Genomic DNA, 24,288 nt, shown 5'->3' with positions numbered 1-24,288 from the left:
ATTCCTCATAAAAAAAGCGTCCCGCGGGGCGCTTTTTTTGTCGGATGAAATTTTATCTTCCCATTTTATTCCGGTATCTCGTATTTGCTGTTGCCTAAAAAGTCCACGCTGCGTTGGATTTTTCCCTCTTCCGCCAGTTGATCCAGGGCGCTGATGAGGCCTTCTCTGGTAAAGGAGAGGCCGCGCTTTTCCAGCTCCGGCAGCACGGCGAGGATGTCATTGGCCGTGGAGATGGGGAAGAGTTCCTCCGCCGCTTTCAAAAGCCGGTCCTGGGAGGCGGTCTTCACCTTCTTCAGCTCGTCGAAGGGATTTTCCGTGTGGGGGGAGGTGGTTCTCGCCATGCGTATGCGGGCGAAGGTGGTGCGGCCTAGGTGGGAGGAGGAGATAAACACGTCGCCGGTTTGCAGGTAGGGCAGGCGGCGGGATTCCTCCACGCTGATGTCCGTCTCGCCCTGAATGGTGTCGATGTCCTGTGCCCGCACGGTGCGGTAGATCATTTTGCAGTTGAGCTGGGCGGTGATGGTGTCGTCTAAGAGGGTGGGCCGCTGGGTGGCGAGGATTAAAAATGCGCCGTACTTTCGCCCTTCCTGAGCGATCTCACGAAGCACGGTCTTCGACGGAGCGGGGAGGCCCTTGGGGGCGAAGGTGTGGCTTTCGTCGGTGACGACGAAGAAGGGCGGGAAGTAATCGCCGCCTGCGGGCTGTACGAATTGGGCGTCCTTGTAGTCCCGGCGCTTTTTGTAGAGATTGCGAATGATGTAGGTGGCATACATTTGAATGAGCTTCACCGAGCCTTGGATCACGGCGAGCTTGCCTTCGAAAATGGTATCTTCCACGGGCTTGGAATCGCCGGCAAAGAGGCCGTCCCGCTCCAGGCTGTTGAGCCGCCATAATATTCCCCGCAGGGAGGAAATGTTGGTGGACTTGCCGAAGCGTTCATACAAATTTTGCACCCGCTGCCATTTTTTCTGATCCGCCGAGGGATCCATGGTCATTTCCCGAATTTTATCCGTGCCGCCGGCCTCGTGGCCCTCGATTAAATCGATGAGCCGCCCGGAAAAGGTGGAGAAGCTGCTCTTGCTTTGGAAGAGAAGATCCACGGTGCTATTCATGGCCTCGGACAGCTCCGACACGGCGTTTAAAATGGTTTTTAAATCGCCGGCGGAGATGGAGGAAAAGTCGATGCCGATGTCCACGCCGATTTGAAAGCGCCGGTGATTTTTCTCGTAGCTCTTGCCCCCTTCCGCTGCATTGGAAAAGTCCATTTCGTAGTGGGGGTCCAGAACCACGCCGGGGACGTTTTTCTCCATAAGCTCTTCCAAGAGGACGCGCATGCCGAAGGACTTGCCGCTGCCGCTGCCGCCGAAGATCCCCATGTGGGGGTATTGGTGCATGGCCCGCAGATCCAATACATAGGGCACGTCTTTTTGAGGCGTGTGGCTTCCCTCTTCGTAAAGCTCAAAGAGCCCCTTGAGATTGTCTTCCATGGCATCGTACAAATAATCCGTGTGGCGAATGGCGCCGAGCACCAGCCCTTCACCCGGGCCCGTGGGCACGAGAAGGCCGCGGATTTCCGAAAATTCCGGTCTGCGGGCGTCGGAGCCCGTGAGAGGCGGGTACGGGGTCTCGTGCAAAAAGCGCACCTTGGCCACGTAAATGGTTTCGTTGTGAATGTCGTAGCCCAATTGCCGCAAAGAGGCCAACACGCCGTCGTCGACGAAATCGCCGCCCACGTCCATGGGGATGAAGCGGTTGTAGGTCTGTGCCTCCACCACCTCGCCGAGGATGGGCCCCTGCACCGGGTCTTCGATCATTAAAAATTCCGCCACGCGAAAATTGTGGTCCCGACTTCCCACGGCGACCTCTCTGGGATTGGTCAATCCCACTACTTTTATTTGCATCACACTCTCCGATCTCTTTCCGATACAAAAAATCGTTCCAGCATATCTCGGTCCATGGCCTCTTCCAAAATAAGGCGCACTTCTTTCTGTTTGACCTTCACTTCCTTGTCCACGATGTCGATCCAGAAGGGCACGCCGCGGCCGTTTTTCGGCGTCAGGGTGTAGAGCAGACGGGCGAGGAAATCCAACGCGTCCTTCTGCTCGGCGAGGACGTCCATGCCCACCACTTCCCAGTGGCGGGTGGGGCGGTAGAAGGCCCCCACGAGGCCCGCGGCGGTCTTACCCTCTTCTTCCTCGTCTCTATCGTCTGCGAGGATCAGGAGCTCGCCCACGTCCAACTTGCCGGCTAAGTACTCCCGGTCGTAGAAATCCCGCCCCCGGTCCATGCGGCGGGCAATGTCTCTGGTCTTTATGTCTTTAATGGCGCCGACGAGGAGGGTGTCCTTCGCCAGGCAGAGCCCTCTCAGCTCCTCCCACTTGGCGGGGGAGTTAATGGCGTAGCGCAAGAGGCCCCCGTCCATGATGAGGACCGCCACGTCTTCGTCATCCACCAAGGCCATGGCCGCTTCCAACTCCACCTCGGCCAGGTTGCGGTCGTGGAGCTTTTCCGCGCTCACGGCGTCGTCCCCGGCGAGAAGGGGCGTGTAGATGCGGCGAATGCGCCGCTCCTTCTTCTGCATGCTAAGAGCCAGGCCCTGATAAAATTCCACATAGTGGGGATAGGCGCCGCCCTGGCGAATCACCGAGCCGTCCACCCCGGCGACGGATCCCACCCGGCGCAGCTCCGCCTCGCTCAGGGACTCCAGCTTGTGAATGGTGCCCACCTCTTTTGTGAGGGCCTTTTTAAAATCCCGTCCCGTTTTTTGAAACAGGGGATCGTACTTCGTCTTTAAGGCTTCGTTCAGCTCGCCGATTTCCCGGCGAAAGGCCAGCAGATCTTCTTGATTCAAAGCTTCAAACTCTCCTTATACACCACATTCTTCGGCAAATTCCACTCCTTGGCCACTTCCTTCGCCGCCTTGGAAGGGCTCATGCCCTCTTCGACCTTTTCCCTGAGAGCCGAGAGAATGTCCACGGTTTTCTCCTCCTGTTGGGGCATAAGCACCACGGCGAATTCCCCCTTGATGGTGTAGTCCTCCATGTGGGTGAGGAAATCCTCGGCGGTGGTTTCGATACGCTCCTCGTACAGCTTGGAAATCTCCCGCACAAAAATCAGCACCCGATCCCCCATGGCCTCCACCACGTCTTGAGCGAACTTCTCGATGCGATGAGGCGCTTCGTAAAAAATCACGGGCACGGGCAAGTCCTTCAGGCTTTTCAGCGTCGCCACACGTGCGCCGTGTTTTTGCGGCAAAAAGCCCCAGAAGAGGTAGCGGCCCTCTTCCAAATTGGCGATCACCGACGCGTTCACGTGGGCGCAGGCCCCGGGGAGCACCTCGTAGGGCCTGCCTTCCTTTAACAGCGCTGTCATAAGCACGGCCCCGGGATCGGACACTCCGGGCATCCCGGCGTCGGATATGACTGCCACGTCTTCCCCGGTATCCAGCCGCGCCAAAATGGCGGCTATTTTTTCCGCCTCGTTAAACTTGTGGTAGCTTTCCATAGGCGTGGCAATGGCGTAGTGATTCAAAAGAGGCCGGGAGTGGCGGGTGTCCTCCGCCAATATAACGTCGACTTCCTTCAGCACCCTGAGCGTCCTCAATGTAATATCTTCCAAATTGCCGATGGGCGTGGGACAAAAATACACCTTACCTGCCATAATAGCCTGCTACCTCCTCGCTGTAGGCGCCGTCCTCGTAAACATAAAGGGCGGGCTCCAGAACCATAAAACAACCGCCGCCCGACACTCCTTCGAAGAGAATGCGACGGGCCGCCTCGCCCCGCTTCCAATAGACGGGCCGCATGCGCTTTATCGCCACCTTGGCCGCGGTGAGATCCGCCATGACCTCCTGAAAGCGGGCCACATCCACGATGCCGTAGAGCCTTCCCCCGGGCTTTAAAAAGCGGGCGGCCTCGTAAAACCAGCGCATGTCCGGATCCAAATGCTTCGCCGCGGAAATGGACGGGTCGTCGTTCGTCATGCTGTCTCTGTAAAAGGGTGGGTTCGTAAAAATCACATCGAAAGGCGGAAGATCCAATTCTCTGAAATCCCCCACCGCCGTGTGAATGGTGACGCCGTTGGCCGCGGCGCTTTTTTCCACCAAGTCCACGGCTTCCTGCAAGCGGTCCAACGCCACCACCTCGTCGGCATCCTTCGTTGCCATTAAGGCCAGGTAGCCGCTGCCGCAGCCCAGATCCAACACGCGACCCCGGCTCTCGCCGTATGCGGCCAGAAGCACCGAATCCATGCTGAAGGAAAAGACGCCCTTCCTTTGAAAAATACGCATCCCGTTTGCGGGAATATAATCACTGCCCATAAGCCCTCCTCATAAATATTATACCCGAAGGACAGTCCGCGCACTAAAAAAGCCGACGCCCTTTTCCAAAAGCTCCCGGTTTAAAAAAAATCGGAGCTTCAAGCCCTTAGAAAAAAAGAAAAAAAGAAAAAAACAGACAATTTCCTTCCCGAATGCATAATACTTAATTCCTTTTATCTAAACAGTGGTAAAATAAAAGTAGCAGCAACTGTTTCTTTATCGACCTCTGTCAATAAAGCTCGGCCCTGCAAACCCGTCCGTTTTTACTTATTCAAGAAAGAAAGGAAGTATCTGACGATGAAAAGAAAATTTTTATCCCTCATCGTTGCCATGGTCATGGTGGTCGGTATCATCGCCCCTTCCCTAGGCAACATCGCTTATGCCGCTCCCCCCTCCTCGACGAGTGCCATATGGCTCGACGGCACGAACGGCGACGACAGCAATGACGGATCACAAGAAAAACCGGTTAAAACCTTTGCTAAGGCAATGAAAATAATCAATGATGGGGAAACTCTAAATGTTCTTAGCTTAGCTGAAACAAATATAACAGTTAATAAAAAAGTAACATTAAAATTTCTTAACGATGCAACTATGCAAGGAACTGGAACGGGAATTGAATTAGCAGAAGGAAGCCGTTTAACTGTTGCTGATGGAAAAACACTAACAATGTCAGGCTATAAAACAGCAATTAATGTTAAAAAAGGAGCAGAGATAAACGACGGAAATTATGTTTTAGATAAAAATGAAATAGCTTTTAGTTTGGCTGACGGAGCTAAAATTAATGGTACATCTAAAGATAACTTACAAATTTCTGCTAAAGAACAAACAGGCAGAGGATTTTCTTATTCTTCTGATTCTTGGTTTATTGGTTGTACAGTTTATGTTGAAGGTAAACTTGGATCAAGTGAGCAATATTCAGGACTTTATATGAAAGATGCTTCTCTTACAACTAAAGATGTGTGGTATTATTTTGATCCATGTAAACAAAAGGATGGAACATTAAAAGGAGGATTACATTTAGATAATTCTGAATTTTATGTATATAAAGCAAAAGGAGTTCGAGGATATAAAAATTCATTTGCACTTTTAGGACCATCAGAAATAAAAAACAACTCGACAGTAACAGCAGATGGCTCAAGAGTTACGGTTTCAGAAAAATTACTTGTTAAAGATTCAAAATTTGTAATAAAAAATAGCACCGATGGGGGACTTAATATTAATTATAAGCCGGGAGAAGTTATTTTTGAAAATTCAACTTTTGAAACTACAAATATGCAAGGGATACCATCTTATGGAACAGGCAGAACAAGTGGACCTTGTTATTTAACTTTTAAAGGAAATTCTGTTGTAAATACAGACGCAAAAGATAGAACTGCTGATTGTGGTGGAGCAAATCGCGGAACTGGAAGTACCTATGTAGTAAAAGGTGGATCATATTTAGTAGCCTATGATCCTACTTATAATTATGATGTTACAACTCCAACAAATGGTAAAGAAAATGGAGATGAATATTTATCTTATTTTACTCTTAAAGACGGCACTATAAATGAATTAAAACCAATAAATAAAAATGGTGTAGAATATATTTATCCGGTAGCTAATGCGTCAAAGGATAATAAAAAACACGTTTTTGTCCCCGCAGCTAAAGTAACATTTAAATTAAATAATAATGATGCAAGTTTTGCCGATAATACTAATGCAGACAAAGAAGTTAAGACAATAAGAGGTTATAAACTTGATGATGTTGTAGGAAATGTTAATCCTGGTGAGCCAACTGATAAAAACGGCGTTAAATTTTTAGGCTGGTTCTACAAGACAGATAATGGTGAAGAAAAAGCATTTGATTGGGATGAAAGATTAACTACTGACACAGAAGCTTATGCAAAATGGGAAAGAAAAACAGTAATTTATCACAATGGAGCTGGCAAAGACTATATATCTTCTGCAGGCGAAGATGCAGAAAATATAGAAGTTTTATCTTTTGAAGATATAGTAAAAGAAAAAGCTGACTTTAATGTAGTAGGTAAAAAATTTGTAGGCTGGACAACAGCTCCTGATGGAAGCGGAAAAGTTTATAAGGCAAAAGAAAAAATAAACTTTACTGAAGGCAAAAGTCAAATAGATTTCTACGCAAAATACACTGATAATGAATATAAAGTTTCTTTTTCAGCAAATGGCGGAACTTTTAGCGAAAATTCAATCTTTAAGAAAAACCCAGGTGTCTTTACAATTGAAAAAGATGCAAATGGTGGAGAAGTTGCAGTATTAAAGATAAGGGCTAAATATAATGATAAGTTATTTGATTTATTAAACGGACTTGACCATAACCAACTAAAACCAGATACAAATGCAACAAAAACTGGTTTTATTATTAGAAATAAGGATTACTGGTCAACTACAGCAGAAACTGGCGGAAAGGCAATAAGATTTGACGATTATAGTTTTTTCGGTTTTTCTATGAAAGGTGAAAATCCGCAAATAACTGCTGATACAACCTACTACATGACTTGGCAAGATGACCCGAATGTTGCCACCATCAGATCTGATGAAGCCTTAGGTGCCGATATTTGGGGTCAAGACCGGGCAAGCAGCCCGAAGGTTCAGGTTGTCACTCCCGGCGAAGCCTTCAGCTTAACCGGTGAAATTAATGCGAAATCGATTAAAGATAAGATGCAAGGGATTGAAACGGTATTTGACAAGCATACCGACGCTGAATTCTCAAGTATTGCCTTATCGAATGTAAGCTCCACCTTTAAGGCCACATTGACCATGCCTGACGATGTGATCATTCCCGAAAATCCCACGGTTACGGCAAAGGGCCTGGGTAATTGCTTCGACTTAGGAAAAGCAGAAGTGAAAGGCCAAAAGGTCACCATTCCCTTTACCCTGAAACCGGGGATGGCCGATTACAAAAAGTTAAAAGATGCCGTCTTCTCCACGGGACAAGTCTCGGAAGACAGAACAAATAATTCCCTTATTTCGGTAAAAATCGACGGGTTAAAGCTGAAAGATGGCGTTGCCGACGGACAAAAGGTCACCGTCACAGGCGCTGTCGACGGCACCTTCTCCGCTCTGGCAAAAGATAATGCCACCTTAAAGAGATTCTCCTTTACCTGGAAGGGACAACAAACACCGGAGGGTAAAGACGAAGCGGCGACGAGTGAAGGCATTCAATACACGTTGATGATGTCGAAGCCGACGGAATTCAATTTGCCCGGCGACCTTTTAGTGAAGAAAGGTCAAGAAGGCTACGACACAACACACCTGGCCATCTATCCCATCGATGAAAGCGACACCTTGACCTTTAAGGGACAATTGGATGTTTCGCCCATTAAAAATCAAATCAATCTTTTGGCTGATGGCCAAAGCTCTACTGACAAAATCGACTTAGAGAAAGTAAAAAGTGGTTTCGTTGCCAAGATAGAAATTCCCCAAGGCCTTGAAATTCCCGATAAAGTCCAAGCTACATTGACGGAAAATGACTTATTTGAAGTGACCGATGTAAGCAAGGCGGGAAATGTTATTACCGTAAGGATGGATTTAAAGAAGTCCTACACGAAATTCGACGATCTGAAAAAAGATGTCAATGCCGCCGGCGGAGATGAAAGCATATTAAATGTTGAAATTCCCGGCATCATCGTAAAAGATAACACTTCCGGAAAAAAATTCGTCGCCAAAGGACAGGTAGAAGGAAGCTTCTTTGGAATAGCAAAGAAAGAAAAAACGACAAGAGTATTCAATTTTGCTTGGAAAGCCCAACAAACGCCTGATGGCAAGGACGTGAGACAAAGCGAAGACGATAACACTACTATTCAGTTGACCCTTGCTTTACCGGAACAATTCGACTTGCCCGGCGACATCCTCATCGGAGAAGACACGGAACACGATGCATTGCACAAGGTAAAACCGGGCGAGCTCTTGGAATTTACGGGAAGACTTGACGTGACGAGTATTAAGGACAAAATTAACTTACTCAAATCAAGCTACGGACAAGATACTTCAAAAATCAAGACCGACAATGTGAAGAGTACCTTCATCGCCAAATTGGAAATTCCCGAAGGTCTCGAAATTCCCAGTACTCCCACGGCAACCTTAACAAACAATGATTTGTTTGAAATCAAAAACGGCGACGTCTATAGAGATGGCAATCAAATCGTTGTAAAAATGACCTTGAAGAAGGCCTACAGTAAATTTGACAACTTATGGAAAGATGTAAACGCCGTGCCTAATACTTTGGACTTAAAGGTTCCGGGCATTAAGGTAAAAGACAGCTTAGTCGACGGAACGAAGAAGACGGTCCTCGGGCATGTCGAAGGTAACTTTGAAGGCACAGCTGCATCGGATAGCGGCAAAATGCAAAACTACCATTTTAAATGGATTGGCAAACAAACACCTGACGGACGAGACTTCATCTTAAAAGGAACGGACAGTGAATCGATTCAATACACGGTTGTGGTTAATCGCGAACCGAAACCGACCCCCGAACCGACCCCCGAACCGACGCCCTCGACCCCCGGTTGGACCGTGACGCCGAGCAGCCCGGCAGACAGCAAGCTGAATCTCGTCGATCACTTGGCCTATATGAAGGGCTATCCCGACCTGACCTTCGGGCCGGACCGCAACATGACTCGGGCGGAAGTCACTATGATGTTTGCCCGCCTCTTAAAGGATCGTCCGGAAGCGAACAAGGTTTACGCCATGCCCTACTCCGATGTGACGAAGGCTGACTGGTATGCCTATGCCGTCTCTTATATGACGGAAAACAAGCTGATTATGGGTTATCCCGACGGTACCTTTAAACCGAACAGCCCCATCAGCCGGGCGGAATTTGCCGCCATCGCCTCGCGCTTCGATCAATTGAAGCCCGGCTTGAGCCTACCCTTTAACGATGTGGCAAAAGGTCACTGGGCCTATGACGTCATCGCCTCGGCTGCCAATAAGGGCTGGGTCAACGGTTATCCCGACGGAAGCTTTAAGCCGGAAAACAAGATTACCCGCGCCGAAGTGGTCTCCACCACCAATCGCATGCTAAACCGCTACGCCGACCTCGCCTTTGCTAAGGCGCACAAGACGGAGCTTGCGCCTATGCGGGATATGGACGAAAGCCACTGGGCATACGGGGCCGCGGTAGAAGCCATGAACGGCCACGATTACTACAGACAGGCAGACGGGAAGAACGAAACCTGGATCCTGTTAAACGGCAAGCGCTTCACCTTCCCCATCGCTCCTTCGGGCATGGCGAATTAAGAAAACGACAAGCTTATCTCGCGATATAAAAAGAAGGCTGAATTATCAGCCTTCTTTTTTATGCCCTAGTGCAAGAAAAAAAGGGCGTCTCCGCCCGATTTCACAGCTATTCGTCTTTTGTTTCCCTTCGCTTTTCGCCTTCGATAGCTCGATGGGCCTCGTGCTCTCTTCTCGCCCTTTTGTTTTGGACCAAGATATAGATGACGAGGCTCGCCAGCACGGCGGCGTAGATGCCGATCCAAGCAGGCGTCTTAAAGCCGTCGTCCACGGCGCCGTAAAGCTTCAGGGTGCCGAAGAGGAGAAAGAGAAAGGCCGCCAGATAGCTCAGTGCCCTGTGGGGAATTTTCTTTCCCAAGCTCCGCCCCACGAAGATCCCGAAAAGGGAGACGAGGATCATGGAAGAGACGGTGGCGAGAAAAATCACCGCCGGCCGCTCGCTGTTCATGGCCAGGGTCATGGCCATAAGCTGGGTCTTGTCCCCCAGCTCGCCGACGAAAAAGGCCGTGGCCACGGTGAGCATGGACCCTTTGGAGCAGGTCTTTACCTCCTCTTCCTCATCCTCATCATCCGCTTTTAAGGTGGAAAGACCGAAGAAGAGAAACAAAAAGCCCGCCGCGATCTGCAAAAAGGTCATGTCCTTAAAGATGCCGACGATTAAAAGAGCGGCGATGATGGCCAGGCCGTGATTCAAGCCGATGCCCAGGCTCACGCCGCCCAGCACCGTCCTCATAGGATAGCAGGTGGCGAAGGCCAGGGCCAAAAATTGCGACTTGTCTCCCATTTCCCCCATAAACACCATGACAAAGGCTTCGATAAATTCGCGCAAAGCGATGACTTCCTTCCCTATTTCCGATTCTTACTTTCCTTGCCCCCGCACTAAGATAGAGAGGGAGATTCCGGCGTCCGGATCCACCTCCCCTTGGGCGGAGAAAAACACCGTGCTCGTAATATAGATCTTGTAAGCATAGCCGCCCTCTTCCCCTTCCATGGTCAGGTCCTCGGGCTCGAGCTCTTCCTTGGTTTCGCGCAAGATGCGGATCTTTTCGCGAATGTCTTTTAAGTCCAGGGTGATCGCATGTTTGTCGTCGAGATAAATCATCAGGCGGCCGCCGCTGCGCTCGGTCTTTAAGCCTTCCGAAGCTTCCGGATCCCCTTCCCCGTAGGAGTCGATGAAGTAAAGCTTGTCGTAGCCGGTAATGTCCATGCCCTTCGCCATGTCCATGGAGTAATTCAGATCCGTCACCGGTCCGCCGTCGTCGGGAGTAAAGCCGTAGATTCGCTCCATGGCTTCCGACGAATTGGCATCGCGCAAATAGGCCACGTGGGACACGTCGTGGTGTTGGGTGAGGTATTCGACGATTTCCTGTATCTCCCGCTTCTCTTTCACGGAGAGATTGTTTGACGGCACCACCTCGCCGCCCTTTAGCATGTGATTGGCGGTGAGGATGCGGTCCAGCCGATTTTTCTGGGAGCGGAAGGCCACGCCGTCGGCGCCGATTGGCCCGCCGAAGACGGAAACCAGAAGCACGGCCACCAAGGTCATGGGCAGGATCATGTGCAGCTCTCGCTTCTGGACGATAAAGTGGATCATGGCGAAGGCCACCCACAGGCCCAGGGCGAAGATCATGTAGCGATTTTCAGTGAGGCCGTATTGGTGCACCCGCAAAAACCAGGCGTAGTACATAAGGCCTATGAGGGGCAGGGCCGCCGAGGGCATCAGCTTGCGGAAGTAGTAGGCGGCGGTGCGGTCCCGGTTGTGGTCCACCATAAAGAGGACGAAGACGGCGAGGGCCATGGGCCAAAGGATGAGTTTTACGACGCTGGTGGTGGGCAGCTGGCGCAAAGCGATGATCTTCGCCAGATAGACATAGAGGAGCAGGACGTAAAGGCCCAAGACCGGCGCCAAAATATTGTTGAACAGATTGTTGATGACGTGGATCCCCGCGCCGTAGGGGCTATGGCCGCTTTCCACGGCGCCCAGGCGGGAAAGAAAGATCGTCGCCATAAAGGGCATAAAGCAGAGGGTGGCGAGGTAGGTGACCGTCTTGGAAAAATCCACGATGCCGAAGAGCACGTCGGCTCCGACGACTAAGAGGCAGAGAGCCCCGAAGAGGACGAAGGCGTAGAGATAGGCCACGGCGATTTCGATGATAAGTACGAGGACATAGGCGGGAAAGCGCCGCTCGTCGTGAATTTTTCCGCCGCAAAAGACCATGAGCCCCGATGCGGCGAAGAGAATCAGGGTGGGCATGGCAAAGTAAACGTCCACCCCTTCTTTTCCCATGGCGGACAGGCGAAAACCGCTGAATACGAGGAAGAGCAAAACGCCCATCCAGGTGCCCAAGAGGACGGAGTGGAAGTTTTCCTTATCTGCCGCCCCTTCTAAAAACAAATAGGCCGCCGTGGTGGTAAAAAAGCCGATGACCGCCAGGACGGCAAGAAGATAGGGCGAGGTATTAAAGACGGCGGCGTCGTTTTTATGTAGCCACAGGCATTGAAAGATCGCCGCCAGTATGGCGAAGGCCATGGACAGGGGGAAGCGGCGAAAGGCTTCCTTCCCCTGTCTGAGCTCTTCGGCAATTAAGTGCAACAGTTTCATCACAGCCTCCTACATAATCGGGGCGAAGATACGGAGCACGCGGCCCGCGGCCCGTTGGAAGTAGTTGAACTCCATACACATATCCATGGTAAAGGGCGTGCATTCCTTTAATGTCTCTTGGAAATCTTCCTCCACCTTTCGGGCCATGGCCTTGTCGAAGAAGTAGGCGGCACATTCGAAGTGCAAAAAGAGGGAGCGGTAGTCGCAGTTAATGGTGCCCACCACGGCCTTTTTGTCGTCGGAGACGAAGCTCTTCGCGTGAACAAAGCCCGGGGTGTACTCGTAAATTTCCACGCCGTTTCGGATCAGCTCTTTGTAATAGCTGCGGGTCACGCGAAAGACGATTTTCTTGTCGGGAATGTGCGGCGTAATGATCTTCACGTCGGTGCCCGTGTGAGCCAGGTGGATCAAGTCGCTCTTCGTTTCGTCGTCCAGGATCAAATAGGGCGTCATAATGTGGAGGTAATTCACCGCCTGATTCACGATGTCGTTGTAGACCTCCTTCCCCACACGGTTCTTGCCGTAGGGGTCGTCGCCAAAGGGAATCACATAGCCGCTGTGCTTGCCCTTGTACTCCTCTTCCGGCGGCATAATATAGGGTCTGAAGCTTTCCGGATCGTCGGCGTTGACATCCCACATGCCCAGAAACATATTGGTAAAGCTGCGCACCGCCGCGCCGTAGATCGTGACGCCGGTGTCCTTCCAGTGGCCGAAGGGGGCCTTTAGGTTCACGTACTCGTCGGCCAGGTTAATGCCGCCGGTAAAGGCCACCTTGTTGTCGATGACCAAAATCTTTCGGTGGTCCCGGTGGTTTTGATACAAACTCAGCACCGGCACGATGGGCTTAAAGACCTTGGTCTTAATGCCCAGCTCTTCCATGGCTTGGGGATAGTTAATGGGCAACTTCGTCAGCACCGCCGTGCCGTCGTACATAAGGCGCACTTCCACGCCCTCTTCTACCTTGCGCTTTAAAATATCTAAAATGCTGTCCCACATATCCCCCTGTTCGACGATGAAGTATTCCATAAAAATAAACTTCTTCGCCTTCTCCAGCTCTTCCAACATGCGCTCCCAATACGCTTCCCCCAGGGGATAGTAGTCGCATTCCCCGTTTCGGTACAGGGGAAAATCCTCCTGATTCCACAGAAAGCGGGCCGTGTTGTAAAACAAAGGATCCATGAGACGGGTCTCTTCCATAATCTCCGGGTCTTGGCGGTAGTAGGTGAAATTTTTCTTCTTGGTATTTTCAAATTTTTCCGAAAACCAGCGGCGCATAATGTCCCATTTGCTCAAAATATAGAGAAAGGCGCCGAAGAAGGGCAGAACGATCATGGTAAAGAGAAAGGCGACCTTATACACCGGGTCGTTCCGTTTGTCGTTGACGATGTGAAGCCCGACGGCCAGGTCCACGACGAAAAGAGCCCATTGAAAAATGTCCTCGTGCTCTTTTAAATAATGCCCCACGGCGTAGATCAGGGCGAACTGCACGAAAAACAGTAAGCCGTAGAGAAACAGGGTGGTGAGTACCCCGGGCAGCGAATTTTTTATTCTGAATTTATTCTTAAGGTCCTGAAAATTTTTAATGTCCGTAAAATCTTTCATGTCGTCTCCATCTCTAACCCATGCCGAAGCGAGCCGTACTATGGAATTATTATAGCACGGAGAAGAAAGCCATACTAGAACACGGCGCGCGCCTTTTCACATAAAAAAGACCCTGCTGTTGACAGGGCCTTTGACTTATTCGGCGACGGTACAGGTAATTTCTTTTTTCACGCGCCTTTCCACATCTTCGAATTGCTTTCTCTTCGCCTTATTAGGGTAGTTGTATTGAAGATCCCGCGGCATTTCTCCGACGGTGCGAATGAGGCCGCGCTTATGAACGAACATATACATCTCGTCGAAATCTTCATAGTCTCCAGGCTCTACTCTGTATTGGCTGAAGAAGACGAACGCACCTCCGAAGCGAGGGTCCCCTTCCTGAACGGTCTTTTTATTGTAAATGCCGTAGCCGCCGTCCTCTTTCTTTACAATAATGTCCTTCATCAGGCTCTTGGGAACCTTTATCGTGGCCTTGGGATTGCCGAAGGTAAACAGCTGATAGCCGGCATCGGACTTCACTTGCCCTTTGCTCGGCTGCGGCTTCACGCCACGGCCCAAATAGACGGTGCGGCTCGCGCCGTCCCAATCCACGGGCAGATTAAAAGATTCGGCGACATAGCGAACGGGAATGTAGGTGCGGTCCTTGTAGAGAATGGGCATGACGTCCATGGTCCGCGCCTCGCCGTTGACCGTGAAGCTTCGGCTGCGTACGTTCATTTGCACGGATCGGCCCTTGCTCGTAATGCCGATGGCGCGCGTCGAATGATCGTAGGTCACTTCATAGCCCAAGCTTTCACTGACAAAGCGCAGCGGCAGGTAGGTGCGATCGCCAGAGATAAAGCCTTTCATTTTTTCGTCGCCATTGTTGACGGCGGTGCCGTTTAAAACGACGGGGATGTCGAAAGTATAGGCATGGGCCTTGACGCTTACCACGCTGACGAGGACCAAAGCCAAGAGCAGCTTTCGAATAGTTTTGACACATCTTCTGTTCATAAACAACCTCCTTTTCTTTGATTTTACCATAGGGGCGGCACAAAGCAACGACAGGAAATTTTGCTTCTCTTTATCGCGTCCTTTTGCACAAAAAGGCCGCCGGAGATTCCGACGGCTCATTTTTAATCATCCGCATGCTTTAACCGATTGACGGCACGCAACAGTGCCAGCTTGGTTTCTTCGATGCTTCCGCTGTGTTCTTCCCCGGTGTCGTGGGCCTCCTTCAGGCGAGCCTCGGCTCGTTCCTTGGCCTTTTGCGCCCGGGTCACGTCGATGTCGTAGGTCCATTCGAAGGCGTCGGTGGCAATGGTGACCACATTGTCTTTCATGGAGGCGTAGCCCCCGTGAACGAGGCCGACGCTACGCTTGCCTTCCTCATAGATATACATGATTCCGTAGCCTAAGGGCGTGACGATGGGCGCCGTGTTTTTCATAAACATTAAATCGCCTAAAACGCCGCGAACGATGACTTTGTCCACCTGCTTTTCAAAGCCGTCGGCGTGAGGGGTCACCAAACGCAGGTCGATCATTGCTCGTCTCCTTCTTTCCCTTCGTCTTCGTCGTCTTCTTCAGGCGCGGCTGCTTCTTCTTTTTCGGACGCCGACGCATTCTCTTCTTCCTTGGCGGTCGCGGCCTTTTCCAAGACCTCGTCGATGCCGCCGACAAAGAGGAAGGCGGATTCGGGCACGTCGTCGTGCTTGCCTTCTAAGATTTCCTTAAAGCCCCGCACCGTTTCTTCGATGGGCACATACTTGCCGTCGATGCCGGTAAATTGGCTGGCGACGCTAAAGGGCTGCGACAGGAACCGTTGCACCTTCCGCGCCCGGGCCACGGTGGTCCGTTGCGCTTCGGACAATTCTTCCAAGCCCAAAACGGCGATAATGTCCTGCAGGTCCTTGTACTCTTGAAGCACCTCTTGTACCTCGCGGGCGACGGCGTAGTGTTCCTTGCCCACCACATTGGGGTCGAGTATCCGGCTGGTGGAGTCCAGGGGATCCACGGCGGGATATAAGCCCATGCCGGCGATGTTTCTCGACAAGACGGTGGTGGCGTCCAAGTGGTTAAAGGTGGTGGCAGGCGCCGGGTCGGTTAAGTCGTCGGCGGGAACGTAGACGGCCTGTACCGATGTGATGGAGCCTTTTTTCGTCGATGTGATCCGCTCTTGAAGGGCACCCATTTCCGTCGCCAATGTCGGTTGGTAGCCGACGGCGGAAGGCATGCGGCCCAAGAGGGCGGAAACCTCACTCCCCGCTTGGGTAAAGCGGTAGATATTGTCGATAAATAAGAGCACGTCTTGGCCCGCTTGGTCACGGAAGTATTCCGCCATGGTGAGCCCCGTTAAGGCGACGCGCATCCGGCTTCCCGGCGGCTCGTTCATTTGACCGAAGACCAGGGCGGTCTTGTCGATAACGCCGGAGTCGATCATTTCGTAGTACAGGTCGTTCCCTTCGCGGGTGCGCTCGCCGACGCCGGTAAAGACGGAAATGCCGCCGTGTTCCTGGGCGATGTTGTGAATCAATTCCTGAATCAAAACGGTCTTGCCTACGCCGGCCCCGCCGAAGAGGCCGACCTTGCCGCCCTTGGCGTAGGGACACAGCAGGTCGATGACCTTGATCCCCGTTTCGTAGACCTCATTGGAGGTGTCCTGATCTTCGAAGGTGGGGGCCTTTCTATGAATGGGCATGATTTCCTCGCCCTTTAAGGCCTCTTTGCCGTCGATGGGCTCGCCCAAGACATTGAACATACGGCCCAGGGTTTGATTCCCTACGGGCACGGAGATGGCCGCACCGGTGTTGACGGCGTCCATCCCCCGCTTCAAGCCGTCGGTGGCACCTAAAGCGATGCAGCGCACCACGTCGTCGCCGATGTGTTGAGCCACTTCCACGGTGAGGGTTTCCTCGCCGTTTTCTATTTTAATGGCGTTTAATAAATCCGGCAGGTAATCCTGCTCGAATTGGATGTCTACCACAGGTCCGATGACCTGGCAGATAGTTCCTATATTCTCATTCATACCGATACCTCTTCCTATTGCACTGCATCCGCCGCCGAGACGATTTCGGTGATTTCATTGGTAATCGCCGCTTGACGGGCACGGTTGTAGTTGGTTTGCAGTTCGTCGATCATGTCGTGGGCGTTGTCCGATGCATTTTCCATGGCCACCCGCCTGGAGCCCTGTTCCGAAGCGGCCGCTTCGATAAGGGAACCGAATATGGCAGTCGCCACGTACATGGGAATCAAATAGTCCAACACCGCCATGGGCGAAGGTTCAAATTCGATTTGCGAACGCACAGCCGGGAGGTCCTCCTCGGCCTTCAATTCGTCGGAAGGCAGAATGGAAACCACCTGCGCGTCGTAGCTGATGGTGGAAATAAACCGGGTGTAGATGATTCGAATGGCGTCCACTTTCCCTTTTTTGTACAAATCCATGGCCACAGCGGCCAATTCCCTGGCGTCGGAGTATTCGGGATCCTCGCTAAGTCCCGTGTAGGACTCGGCGATGTCGTAATTGCGACGCTCGAAATAGTCCCTGGCCTTGGTGCCCACCACCAAAAGCTTCGAGGGACAGCCGTCTTCCTTAATCGTCTTTTCCGTCAGGCGCAGAACATTGGCGTTGTATCCGCCGGCGAGTCCCTTGTCCGAGGTCAGCACGATGTAGAGAACGGCGTCTTTTTTCTCGCGCACCAACAGGGAATGATTTTCGTCGACGACGGATAAAATTTCCCGAATGTCGTCGACCACGGTTTGGTAATAGGGTTTGGTTTTGGCAAGTCGAATGCGGGCGCGGCGAAGCTTGGCCGTAGAGACCAGCTCCATGGCCTTGGTAATTTGCAAAATACTGTTAATGCCTCGAATGCGCCGTTTGATTTCTCTCGTTGATGCCATAAAAACCTCCTATCGCGTCTGTTTAAATTCGACGAGGCTCGCCTTGATGGCGTCTTCGATGGCATCGGTCATTTCTTTTTGCTCACGCAAATCTTTGATGAGGTCGGGATGGTGATTTTCCACATAGAGCAGATACTCTTCTTCGAAATTCAACACATCGTCCACGTCCACATCTAAGAGATAGCCCTTGGTCACGGCATAGAGGACCAGCACCTGATGCTCCAGCTTCATGGGGCGGTATTGAGGTTGACGCAAAATCCGCATCATCCGCTCCCCTTGAGCCAGGGTCCGTTGGGTTTCCTTGTCCAGCTCGCTACCGAATTGGGCGAAGGATGCCAGGTCTCTGTACTGTGCCAAATCCAGCTTCATCGTAGAGGATACTTTCTTGATGGCCTTGGTTTGGGCGGCGCCCCCGACACGGGAGACGGAAAGCCCGGTGTTGATGGCCGGCCGCTGTCCCGCAAAGAACAGGTCCGTTTCCAAAAAGATTTGGCCGTCGGTAATGGAAATGACATTGGTGGGAATGTAGGCGGAAATGTCTCCCGCTTGGGTTTCGATAATGGGCAGGGCCGTAATGGATCCGCCGCCGAATTCGTCGCTCATACGAGCCGCCCGCTCCAGCAGTCTGGAGTGGAGGTAGAAGACGTCGCCGGGGAAGGCTTCCCGTCCCGGCGGTCTGCGTAAAAGAAGACTCATGGTCCGGTAGGCCACGGCGTGCTTGGTCAAGTCGTCGTAGACGATGAGCACGTCTTTTCCCTGTGCCATAAATTCTTCCGCCATGGTGACCCCGGCGTAGGGGGCGATGTATTGAATCGGCGAAAGCTCCGCCGCCGTCGCCGCCACGACGATGGTGTGATCCATGGCGCCGTGTTGTTCCAGGGTATCCACAATTTGTGCCACCGTGGAGGTCTTTTGACCGATGGCTACGTAAATACAAATGACGTCCGTGTCCTTTTGATTGATGATGGCGTCGATGGCAATGGCGGTCTTTCCCGTTTGCCTGTCGCCGATAATCAGCTCCCGTTGGCCGCGGCCGATGGGGAATAGGGCGTCGATGGCCTTGGTGCCCGTTTGCAGGGGTTCATTGACGGATTGTCTGGTAATAACCCCCGGGGCGATTTTTTCGATGGGCATGGTTTTGTCGTAGGCGTAGTCGCCTTTGCCGTCGATGGGTGCGCCCAGAGCGTTGACCACGCGGCCCAGCAGGCCTTCGCCGACGGGAACCTGAACCACTTTGCCCGTGGCCTTGACTTCGTCCCCTTCTTTAATATCGCCGTCGCCCAGCAAGACGACGCCGACATTGTTCAGTTCCAGGTTTTGGACCATGCCGTAGACGCCGCCGGGGAATTCGATCAGCTCGCCGGCCTTGGCTTGCTCCAAGCCCCAAATGCGGGCGATGCCGTCGCCGACTTCGATGACGGTGCCCACTTCTTCCATGACCAAATCTACATTATAATTTTTGATCTGCTCCCGTATCACGGCGCCGATCTCTTTTGATCTTAGATTCATGTCTCACCTCTCTATGGTTTTATCTCAAGCTGTGCTCCAAATCCGCCAGCTGTCTCGACAGGCTGTAGTCGATGACGCCTTCGTCGGTGACGATTTTTACGCCGCCGATTAAGGAGGGATCGACCTCCGCCTCGGCCTTCACATCGCCGCTTCGGTTTTTTGCGTAGGCGGCGCGAATGGCCTCGACCTTTTCTTCGGATATGGGCATGGGCGTGACGATGCGGATGCGCTCGATGCGTTGATCTTCAAAGCACAAATCCTCGTAGGATTGGATGATTCGGTCTATCGCGTACGAGCGTCCGTTATCGGCCACGATCAAGAGCAAATTTAACAAGGGCTCGGGCAAATCGTCGCCAAATACGCCTTTTATAACGGCACGCCTTGCCTCCGGGCGAAGCTTCGGATGGGACATGGCCAGAAGCAGCTCAGGATCCTTGTAGGCCTCCCGCACCTCTTCCAGCTTGTCCAGCATAAAATCGTCCGACTCTTTCGCTACATCATAGAGAGCGATACTGTATTTGCTCAGACCTGCATCATACATGGTTCTTCTCCAAGTCTTCGATGAGGCCGTCTACCAATGCGTCTTGATTTTTCACGTCAATATTGTCTTTCAGCAGCTTTTCTGCGATCATCACGGCGAGATCGGCGGTTTCATTGCGCACCTCTTTTAAGGCCTGAGCCTTTTGACTGGCAATGTCCTTTTCAGCCTTTTCGATCATCGATGCCGCGTGGGCCTTGGCTTCTTCCATGGCGGATTTTTCCAAATCACGGCCCCGTTCTCTGGAAGCTTCGATAATGTCCGCCCCCTCTTTGCGGGCCTTTTGAATTTTGTCTCTGTATTCTTCGCGAAGATCTTCCGCTTCACGCAAAAGATCCTCCGCCTCTTCGATTTCCGAGACGACGGCGTTTTGCCTTTTTGTCAAAAATTCGTTCATCGGCTTATAGACAAAGTGGCGGATGACGAGAAACAGGATAAGTGTGGCGCCCCATTGTGCCAACACATTCCACATGTCCGGCACGACAAAAATTTCCATAGGGACAACTCCTTTCGGTTCTCTGCGCCTTTATCAGCCTAGTAAAGGTTTGACGAATAATAAGATAATGGCGATAACCAGGCCGTAAATACCCGTGGTTTCCGCAACAGCTTGACCGAGGAGCATGGTTTGAACGATGTCCGCCTTGGCTTCCGGTTGCCGTCCTACGGCCGCTGCCGCTTGACCGGCCGCATAACCTTGACCGATACCGGGGCCGATCCCTGCAATAACTGCCAAGCCGGCGCCAATGGCCGAGCAACCTAAGATGAACGCTTCACTGGTGATTTGCATAATGTTTTCCTCCCTATACACTTTATATGGTTACGACTGCTTTTTTGCTTTTCTCTCTGCGATTTCTTCCGGAGATGCCATGTCGGAGTTAATGTAGGTCATGGACAGCATGAGGAAGATAAAGGTTTGCAACATGCCGCTGAACACGTCGAAGTAGCCGTGTAAGGGCCACGCGACCAGGGGAATGATAAATTTCGAAATCAACCCCAGTCCCTGATAGACCAGACTCATAATTAACATGCCGCTTAATATATTTCCGAACAAACGGAAGCTGAGGGAGACGGGATTGGCCAACTCTCCCAAAATATTAATGGGCGTCAGAATGGCGATGGGCTCGGTGTATTGCTTTAAATAGCCTCCGATCCCCTTGGTCTTCACGGAGAAGAAGTGGATCATGGCAAAGGTAATTAAAGCCAGTGCCAACGTGACATTGTAGTCGCTGGTCGGCGGCACAAAGCCCAAAAGCCCGGATAAGTTGGCGCAAGCTAAGAATGCGCCCAGAGAAAGCATGTAAGGCGCAAAGCCTTTGTTGTGCTCGCCCATGGTCTGCACGGTCAAATTGTTGACCGCCTCGACGAGAATCTCGACGATATGCAAAAATCCCGTCGGCTTTTCCCTTGGGTCGGCTTTTTTGATTTTCGAGTGAATATACAAGCTTAGAATCGCAAGTGTCGCGACGATGACAAAGGTCGTGAACAAGGATTCGTGGAGCCATATGGTCTTATCACCTGCGTGAAAGACGATGCCTCGTTTCAAAAGCCCCCTCCTTTCTTACTGCGAAGATAGTCGAACATGTTTCTAAAAAGTATCACGTACTTGACGGATAATAGACCGAAAAACGTCCCGACCAAACTTAAGTACTCCGCCTTGGCCGCCACGATTAACACGACGGCATAAATGGCAAAGCGCAACAGGTAATGAATGCCCGTATAGCGCGCCGCCTGCGCCTCGGGTTTATCCAAGGCGCGGAGCAAGGTAAGGTACATAAGCTTAAACATGGCCATGGCGATCAGACATCCGAAAATCCAGCCCAGGACGGCGGGCTTCGGATGCCTCAACGCAACGAGAAGCACGCCCGATACCACGAGGGCAAGGCCTGCGGTCAGGGCGATGTATTCGTTGGTGAAGCGATCCTTCATAGCTTCTTTCCCAAGCGAAGAATGTTCATAACGCCGGCGGCGATGCCCAAAAGGGTAAGAAGCAGAAGAAACAAACCGCTTCCGCCCGTCTTTTTATCCAGCCACGCACCGAGGAGCATGCATCCCAAAATAGGAATCAGTACATTGAGTCCCACTTGGGTAATGAGCGCCAAGCCGGTGTAAGGCGATTTTTTCACGGACATCACCTCCCCTTCTGTCTACTCTTCTATTTTATCCAATCTCCATGTTCCATTCAATCTATTTATCCCTTTTGTACGCTAAAATAACGCCTATCGCAAGACGGGATGGGGAAGGGTGACGACATCGGTGGTGTGAAGGGGCATTTTCGTGTCGTTTAAGAGGCCTAAAAAAGTGAGGGCGCCCTCGCCGTAGCGCCGGCGAATCTTATATATGGCCTCGTCCAAGGCATCTTCCCGCTTCTTTTTTTCGTAATCGGAAAATAAATCCAATTGCACCGCCGCCTTTTGCGGCACGAGATCCGTGGCGCGAAGGGTGACGGCCCGAAGGGGACGGGCGGGATCCATCTTTTTTAAATACAAATCGAAGGCCGAATCCCTTAAAAGAAAAGAGGAGGCCCCGTCGTAGGGCAGCTTGCACTGAAAGGAGGCGCCTCTTAAATCCTTATCCCGCAAATGGATTTCGATCCCCCGGGCCATGAGCTCCCCTTCCCTGAGCCGCTTCGCCACTTTTATGGCGAGGATCTGAAAAATCCGCCGCACCTCCACGGGATTTTTTAAATCCTCCCGCAGGGTTATGCCGTTGCCCACGCTCTTGACGGGAAGCAGATCGTCTCGGTCCCGCACGGGATCCTCCTCCATGCCCCGGGCCTTTTTCCAAAGCTTCACCCCGTTGATGCCCAGGCGGCTTTTTAAAAGGGCCACATCGGCCGCGGCCAGATCTCCCAAGGTATCGATCCCCACGGCCCGCAGCTTTTCCCTCGTCTTTCGTCCGATGCCGATCATGGCGTCGGCGGGAAGGGGGTAGACTTTCCTCGCCACGTCCTCCTCGGCGATGACTGTGACGGCGTCGGGCTTTTTCATATCGCTTCCCAACTTCGCGAAAGTCTTTGTAAAGCTCACGCCGATGGACACCGTAATGCCCAGCTCCTCTTTCATGCGCCGGCGAATGGCGTGGGCCATGGCCTCGCCGGAGCCGAAGAGGTGCGTGCTTCCCGTCACATCGAGCCAGCACTCGTCCAGGCCGAAGGGCTCCACCTGATTGGTGTAGTCGTAGTAAATGGCCCGGGCCCTTCTGGAAAAATCCAGATACACCTCGTAGTGGGGCTCCACCACGATAAGGTTCGGGCATTTATTTCTCGCCTGCCACAAGGCCTCGCCGGTTTGAATGCCCATGGCCTTGGCCTCCATGGACTTGGCCAGGACGATGCCGTGGCGGTCTTCCACGGAGCCTCCCACCACCAGGGCCTTCCCTCGAAGGGAGGGGTTGCGCTGAATTTCGATGGAGGCGTAGCAATTGTTCATGTCCGAATGTAAAATAACCCGTTTCATGGCGATCCTTTCTTGACAAAAGGCGCAATTCATTCTATGATTTACGCAACTCGATTTCCTATTTGCTTCCATAATACGAAATCAACTTGCGCTTTTCAAGATGCTTTTCTTTTTTATACGCAATTAAATTGCATATCGAGGTGAATCATGACATTCGGAGAAAAAATAAAAGCCCTCAGGAAAGACCGGGGCATGACACAGAAAGATTTGGCCGAGGCGCTGGACCTGTCGCTGCGCACCATATCCAATTACGAAACCGGCGGCCTGCGTCCCCGCCACGACGCCACCTACGACGCCCTGGCCGAGCTCTTTCACGTGCCCAAGGCCTATTTCTTTACGGAGGAAGACGCCTTTATTATGGCGGCTCAGGCCCGCTGGGGCACGCGTGGCGCCGCCGATGCCCGGGAGCTGGTGGACGGAGTCATCGGCCTCTTCGCCGGCGGCAAATTAGACGAGGAGGACAAGCAGGCGGTGTTTGAGGCCATTCAGGAAGCCTACTTCCGGGCGAAACTGGAAAGTGAATCAAAGAAGGCGGGCGGATCCCATGAACAAGACGACTAGCCGCCACCGCCACCTCTACGACGACGCCGCCTGCCTCCGTGAGCGCTACGACGGCGATCCGAAAAAGGCCCTGGAGGCCATGAAGGTGGACCTGATTCCCATGGCCGCATCCACGAAGCTTTTGGGCATGTACAAAATTATTTTGAACAAGCCCTTCGTCTTTTACAACGACCGCATGCCGGCGCCGATTCAGCGCATGGTCCTGGCCCACGAGCTGGGCCACCATCTCTACCACCGCAACCACGCCGAGAAGAAAGAACTCATCGAATACACCCTCTTTCACTTAACCGACGCCATGGAGCTTGAGGCGAATATCTTCTCCGCCCACTTCCTCTTGGACGAGGAGGCGGTCTATGCCATGGCGCGGGCGGGCTACTCCTATATGGACATGGCCCGGGCTTTTTCCGTGGACGTGAACCTGATGATCTTTAAGCTCAACGAAATGCAGCGCATGGGCTACGATCTTCCGGCACTGGAGGCGGCGGACAACGACTTTTTCAGAAAGATCGACGGCCGCAAACTCCCCCGGGATTTGTAACGGGAATAACACGCAAGAGGCATTCCTTTTCCAGTACAATGAAAGTAG

General features: G+C 52.1%; 22 protein-coding genes. 3 read left to right on the top strand and 19 right to left on the bottom strand.

Features of this window, described 5'->3' with window-relative positions:
• Window positions 1–65: 65 nt before the first annotated feature.
• Genes BQ7397_RS03005 through BQ7397_RS02990 form a run of 4 tightly spaced genes read right to left on the bottom strand, consistent with a single transcriptional unit; the run spans window position 66 to window position 4,318 of the window.
• On the bottom strand, window positions 66–1,901 hold the full coding sequence (locus BQ7397_RS03005) for an ATP-binding protein (protein ID WP_144019958.1): 1,836 nt from the start codon (window positions 1,899–1,901) through the stop codon (window positions 66–68).
• Window positions 1,901–2,851: a DNA double-strand break repair nuclease NurA gene (locus tag BQ7397_RS03000; protein WP_083703398.1), complete on the bottom strand. Its 951-nt coding sequence runs from the start codon at window positions 2,849–2,851 to the stop codon at window positions 1,901–1,903. Before BQ7397_RS03000 ends, BQ7397_RS03005 begins: the two co-directional genes overlap by 1 nt.
• Complete coding sequence (gene rsmI, locus BQ7397_RS02995) at window positions 2,848–3,660, bottom strand: 16S rRNA (cytidine(1402)-2'-O)-methyltransferase (RefSeq protein ID WP_077074699.1); 813 nt, start codon at window positions 3,658–3,660, stop codon at window positions 2,848–2,850. Before rsmI ends, BQ7397_RS03000 begins: the two co-directional genes overlap by 4 nt.
• The gene (locus tag BQ7397_RS02990) at window positions 3,650–4,318 is read right to left on the bottom strand and encodes a tRNA1(Val) (adenine(37)-N6)-methyltransferase (protein ID WP_077074698.1); all 669 of its coding nucleotides are present in this window, start codon (window positions 4,316–4,318) and stop codon (window positions 3,650–3,652) included. Before BQ7397_RS02990 ends, rsmI begins: the two co-directional genes overlap by 11 nt.
• A 297-nt stretch (window positions 4,319–4,615) precedes the next feature.
• Here BQ7397_RS02990 and BQ7397_RS08975 point away from each other — a divergent pair, with 297 nt between their 5' ends.
• Entirely contained in the window at window positions 4,616–9,565 is a 4,950-nt protein-coding gene (locus BQ7397_RS08975) for an S-layer homology domain-containing protein (protein WP_083703397.1), read from the top strand.
• A gap of 106 nt (window positions 9,566–9,671) precedes the next feature.
• On the opposite strand, the gene BQ7397_RS02980 is transcribed toward BQ7397_RS08975, so the two are convergent.
• The 15 genes from BQ7397_RS02980 to BQ7397_RS02910 form a co-directional block, all read right to left on the bottom strand.
• On the bottom strand, window positions 9,672–10,391 hold the full coding sequence (locus BQ7397_RS02980) for a TMEM165/GDT1 family protein (protein WP_077074696.1): 720 nt from the start codon (window positions 10,389–10,391) through the stop codon (window positions 9,672–9,674).
• 30 nt (window positions 10,392–10,421) lie between these two features.
• Entirely contained in the window at window positions 10,422–12,164 is a 1,743-nt protein-coding gene (locus BQ7397_RS02975) for a DUF4153 domain-containing protein (protein WP_077074695.1), read from the bottom strand.
• 9 nt (window positions 12,165–12,173) lie between these two features.
• A complete protein-coding gene (locus BQ7397_RS02970; protein ID WP_083703396.1) occupies window positions 12,174–13,766 on the bottom strand; it encodes a phospholipase D-like domain-containing protein in 1,593 nt (530 codons plus the stop codon).
• Between the two features lie 135 nt (window positions 13,767–13,901).
• Complete coding sequence (locus tag BQ7397_RS02965) at window positions 13,902–14,756, bottom strand: copper amine oxidase N-terminal domain-containing protein (protein WP_077074694.1); 855 nt, start codon at window positions 14,754–14,756, stop codon at window positions 13,902–13,904.
• 122 nt (window positions 14,757–14,878) lie between these two features.
• Complete coding sequence (atpC, locus tag BQ7397_RS02960) at window positions 14,879–15,286, bottom strand: ATP synthase F1 subunit epsilon (protein ID WP_077074693.1); 408 nt, start codon at window positions 15,284–15,286, stop codon at window positions 14,879–14,881.
• Entirely contained in the window at window positions 15,283–16,767 is a 1,485-nt protein-coding gene (atpD, locus tag BQ7397_RS02955; RefSeq protein ID WP_083703394.1) for a F0F1 ATP synthase subunit beta, read from the bottom strand. The genes atpC and atpD overlap by 4 nt, the downstream gene beginning before the upstream one ends.
• A 14-nt stretch (window positions 16,768–16,781) precedes the next feature.
• Window positions 16,782–17,639 (bottom strand): ATP synthase F1 subunit gamma, encoded by an 858-nt coding sequence (atpG, locus tag BQ7397_RS02950; protein WP_077074692.1) that lies wholly within the window; start codon window positions 17,637–17,639, stop codon window positions 16,782–16,784.
• A 9-nt stretch (window positions 17,640–17,648) separates the two neighbouring features.
• Window positions 17,649–19,148 carry a F0F1 ATP synthase subunit alpha gene (gene atpA, locus BQ7397_RS02945; protein WP_077074691.1) on the bottom strand — a complete coding sequence of 500 codons (1,500 nt, stop codon included), beginning with the start codon at window positions 19,146–19,148 and terminating at the stop codon, window positions 17,649–17,651.
• Between the two features lie 19 nt (window positions 19,149–19,167).
• Window positions 19,168–19,689 (bottom strand): ATP synthase F1 subunit delta, encoded by a 522-nt coding sequence (atpH, locus tag BQ7397_RS02940; RefSeq protein WP_077074690.1) that lies wholly within the window; start codon window positions 19,687–19,689, stop codon window positions 19,168–19,170.
• Window positions 19,682–20,182 carry a F0F1 ATP synthase subunit B gene (atpF, locus tag BQ7397_RS02935; protein ID WP_077074689.1) on the bottom strand — a complete coding sequence of 167 codons (501 nt, stop codon included), beginning with the start codon at window positions 20,180–20,182 and terminating at the stop codon, window positions 19,682–19,684. The genes atpH and atpF overlap by 8 nt, the downstream gene beginning before the upstream one ends.
• A 33-nt stretch (window positions 20,183–20,215) precedes the next feature.
• Window positions 20,216–20,473, bottom strand: a complete 258-nt coding sequence (gene atpE, locus BQ7397_RS02930; RefSeq protein ID WP_077074688.1) for an ATP synthase F0 subunit C — start codon at window positions 20,471–20,473, stop codon at window positions 20,216–20,218.
• Between the two features lie 30 nt (window positions 20,474–20,503).
• Window positions 20,504–21,229: a F0F1 ATP synthase subunit A gene (atpB, locus tag BQ7397_RS02925; protein ID WP_234970562.1), complete on the bottom strand. Its 726-nt coding sequence runs from the start codon at window positions 21,227–21,229 to the stop codon at window positions 20,504–20,506.
• On the bottom strand, window positions 21,226–21,612 hold the full coding sequence (locus BQ7397_RS02920) for an ATP synthase subunit I (RefSeq protein WP_077074687.1): 387 nt from the start codon (window positions 21,610–21,612) through the stop codon (window positions 21,226–21,228). The genes atpB and BQ7397_RS02920 overlap by 4 nt, the downstream gene beginning before the upstream one ends.
• Window positions 21,609–21,809 (bottom strand): AtpZ/AtpI family protein, encoded by a 201-nt coding sequence (locus tag BQ7397_RS02915; RefSeq protein WP_234970561.1) that lies wholly within the window; start codon window positions 21,807–21,809, stop codon window positions 21,609–21,611. The genes BQ7397_RS02920 and BQ7397_RS02915 overlap by 4 nt, the downstream gene beginning before the upstream one ends.
• 93 nt (window positions 21,810–21,902) lie before the next feature.
• Complete coding sequence (locus BQ7397_RS02910) at window positions 21,903–23,141, bottom strand: DNA polymerase Y family protein (protein ID WP_077075025.1); 1,239 nt, start codon at window positions 23,139–23,141, stop codon at window positions 21,903–21,905.
• Window positions 23,142–23,288: 147 nt separating this feature from the next.
• On the opposite strand from BQ7397_RS02910, the gene BQ7397_RS02905 reads away from it, so the two are divergent.
• Together BQ7397_RS02905 and BQ7397_RS02900 are read left to right on the top strand one after the other, a co-directional pair.
• The gene (locus BQ7397_RS02905; RefSeq protein ID WP_077074685.1) at window positions 23,289–23,702 is read left to right on the top strand and encodes a helix-turn-helix domain-containing protein; all 414 of its coding nucleotides are present in this window, start codon (window positions 23,289–23,291) and stop codon (window positions 23,700–23,702) included.
• The gene (locus BQ7397_RS02900; RefSeq protein WP_077074684.1) at window positions 23,686–24,240 is read left to right on the top strand and encodes an ImmA/IrrE family metallo-endopeptidase; all 555 of its coding nucleotides are present in this window, start codon (window positions 23,686–23,688) and stop codon (window positions 24,238–24,240) included. The genes BQ7397_RS02905 and BQ7397_RS02900 overlap by 17 nt, the downstream gene beginning before the upstream one ends.
• Window positions 24,241–24,288: the final 48 nt, after the last annotated feature.

The organism is Aedoeadaptatus urinae, from assembly GCF_900155585.1.
GTDB classification, from domain to species: domain Bacteria; phylum Bacillota; class Clostridia; order Tissierellales; family Peptoniphilaceae; genus Aedoeadaptatus; species Aedoeadaptatus urinae.
This window is presented reverse-complemented; position numbering and strand designations above follow the sequence as displayed.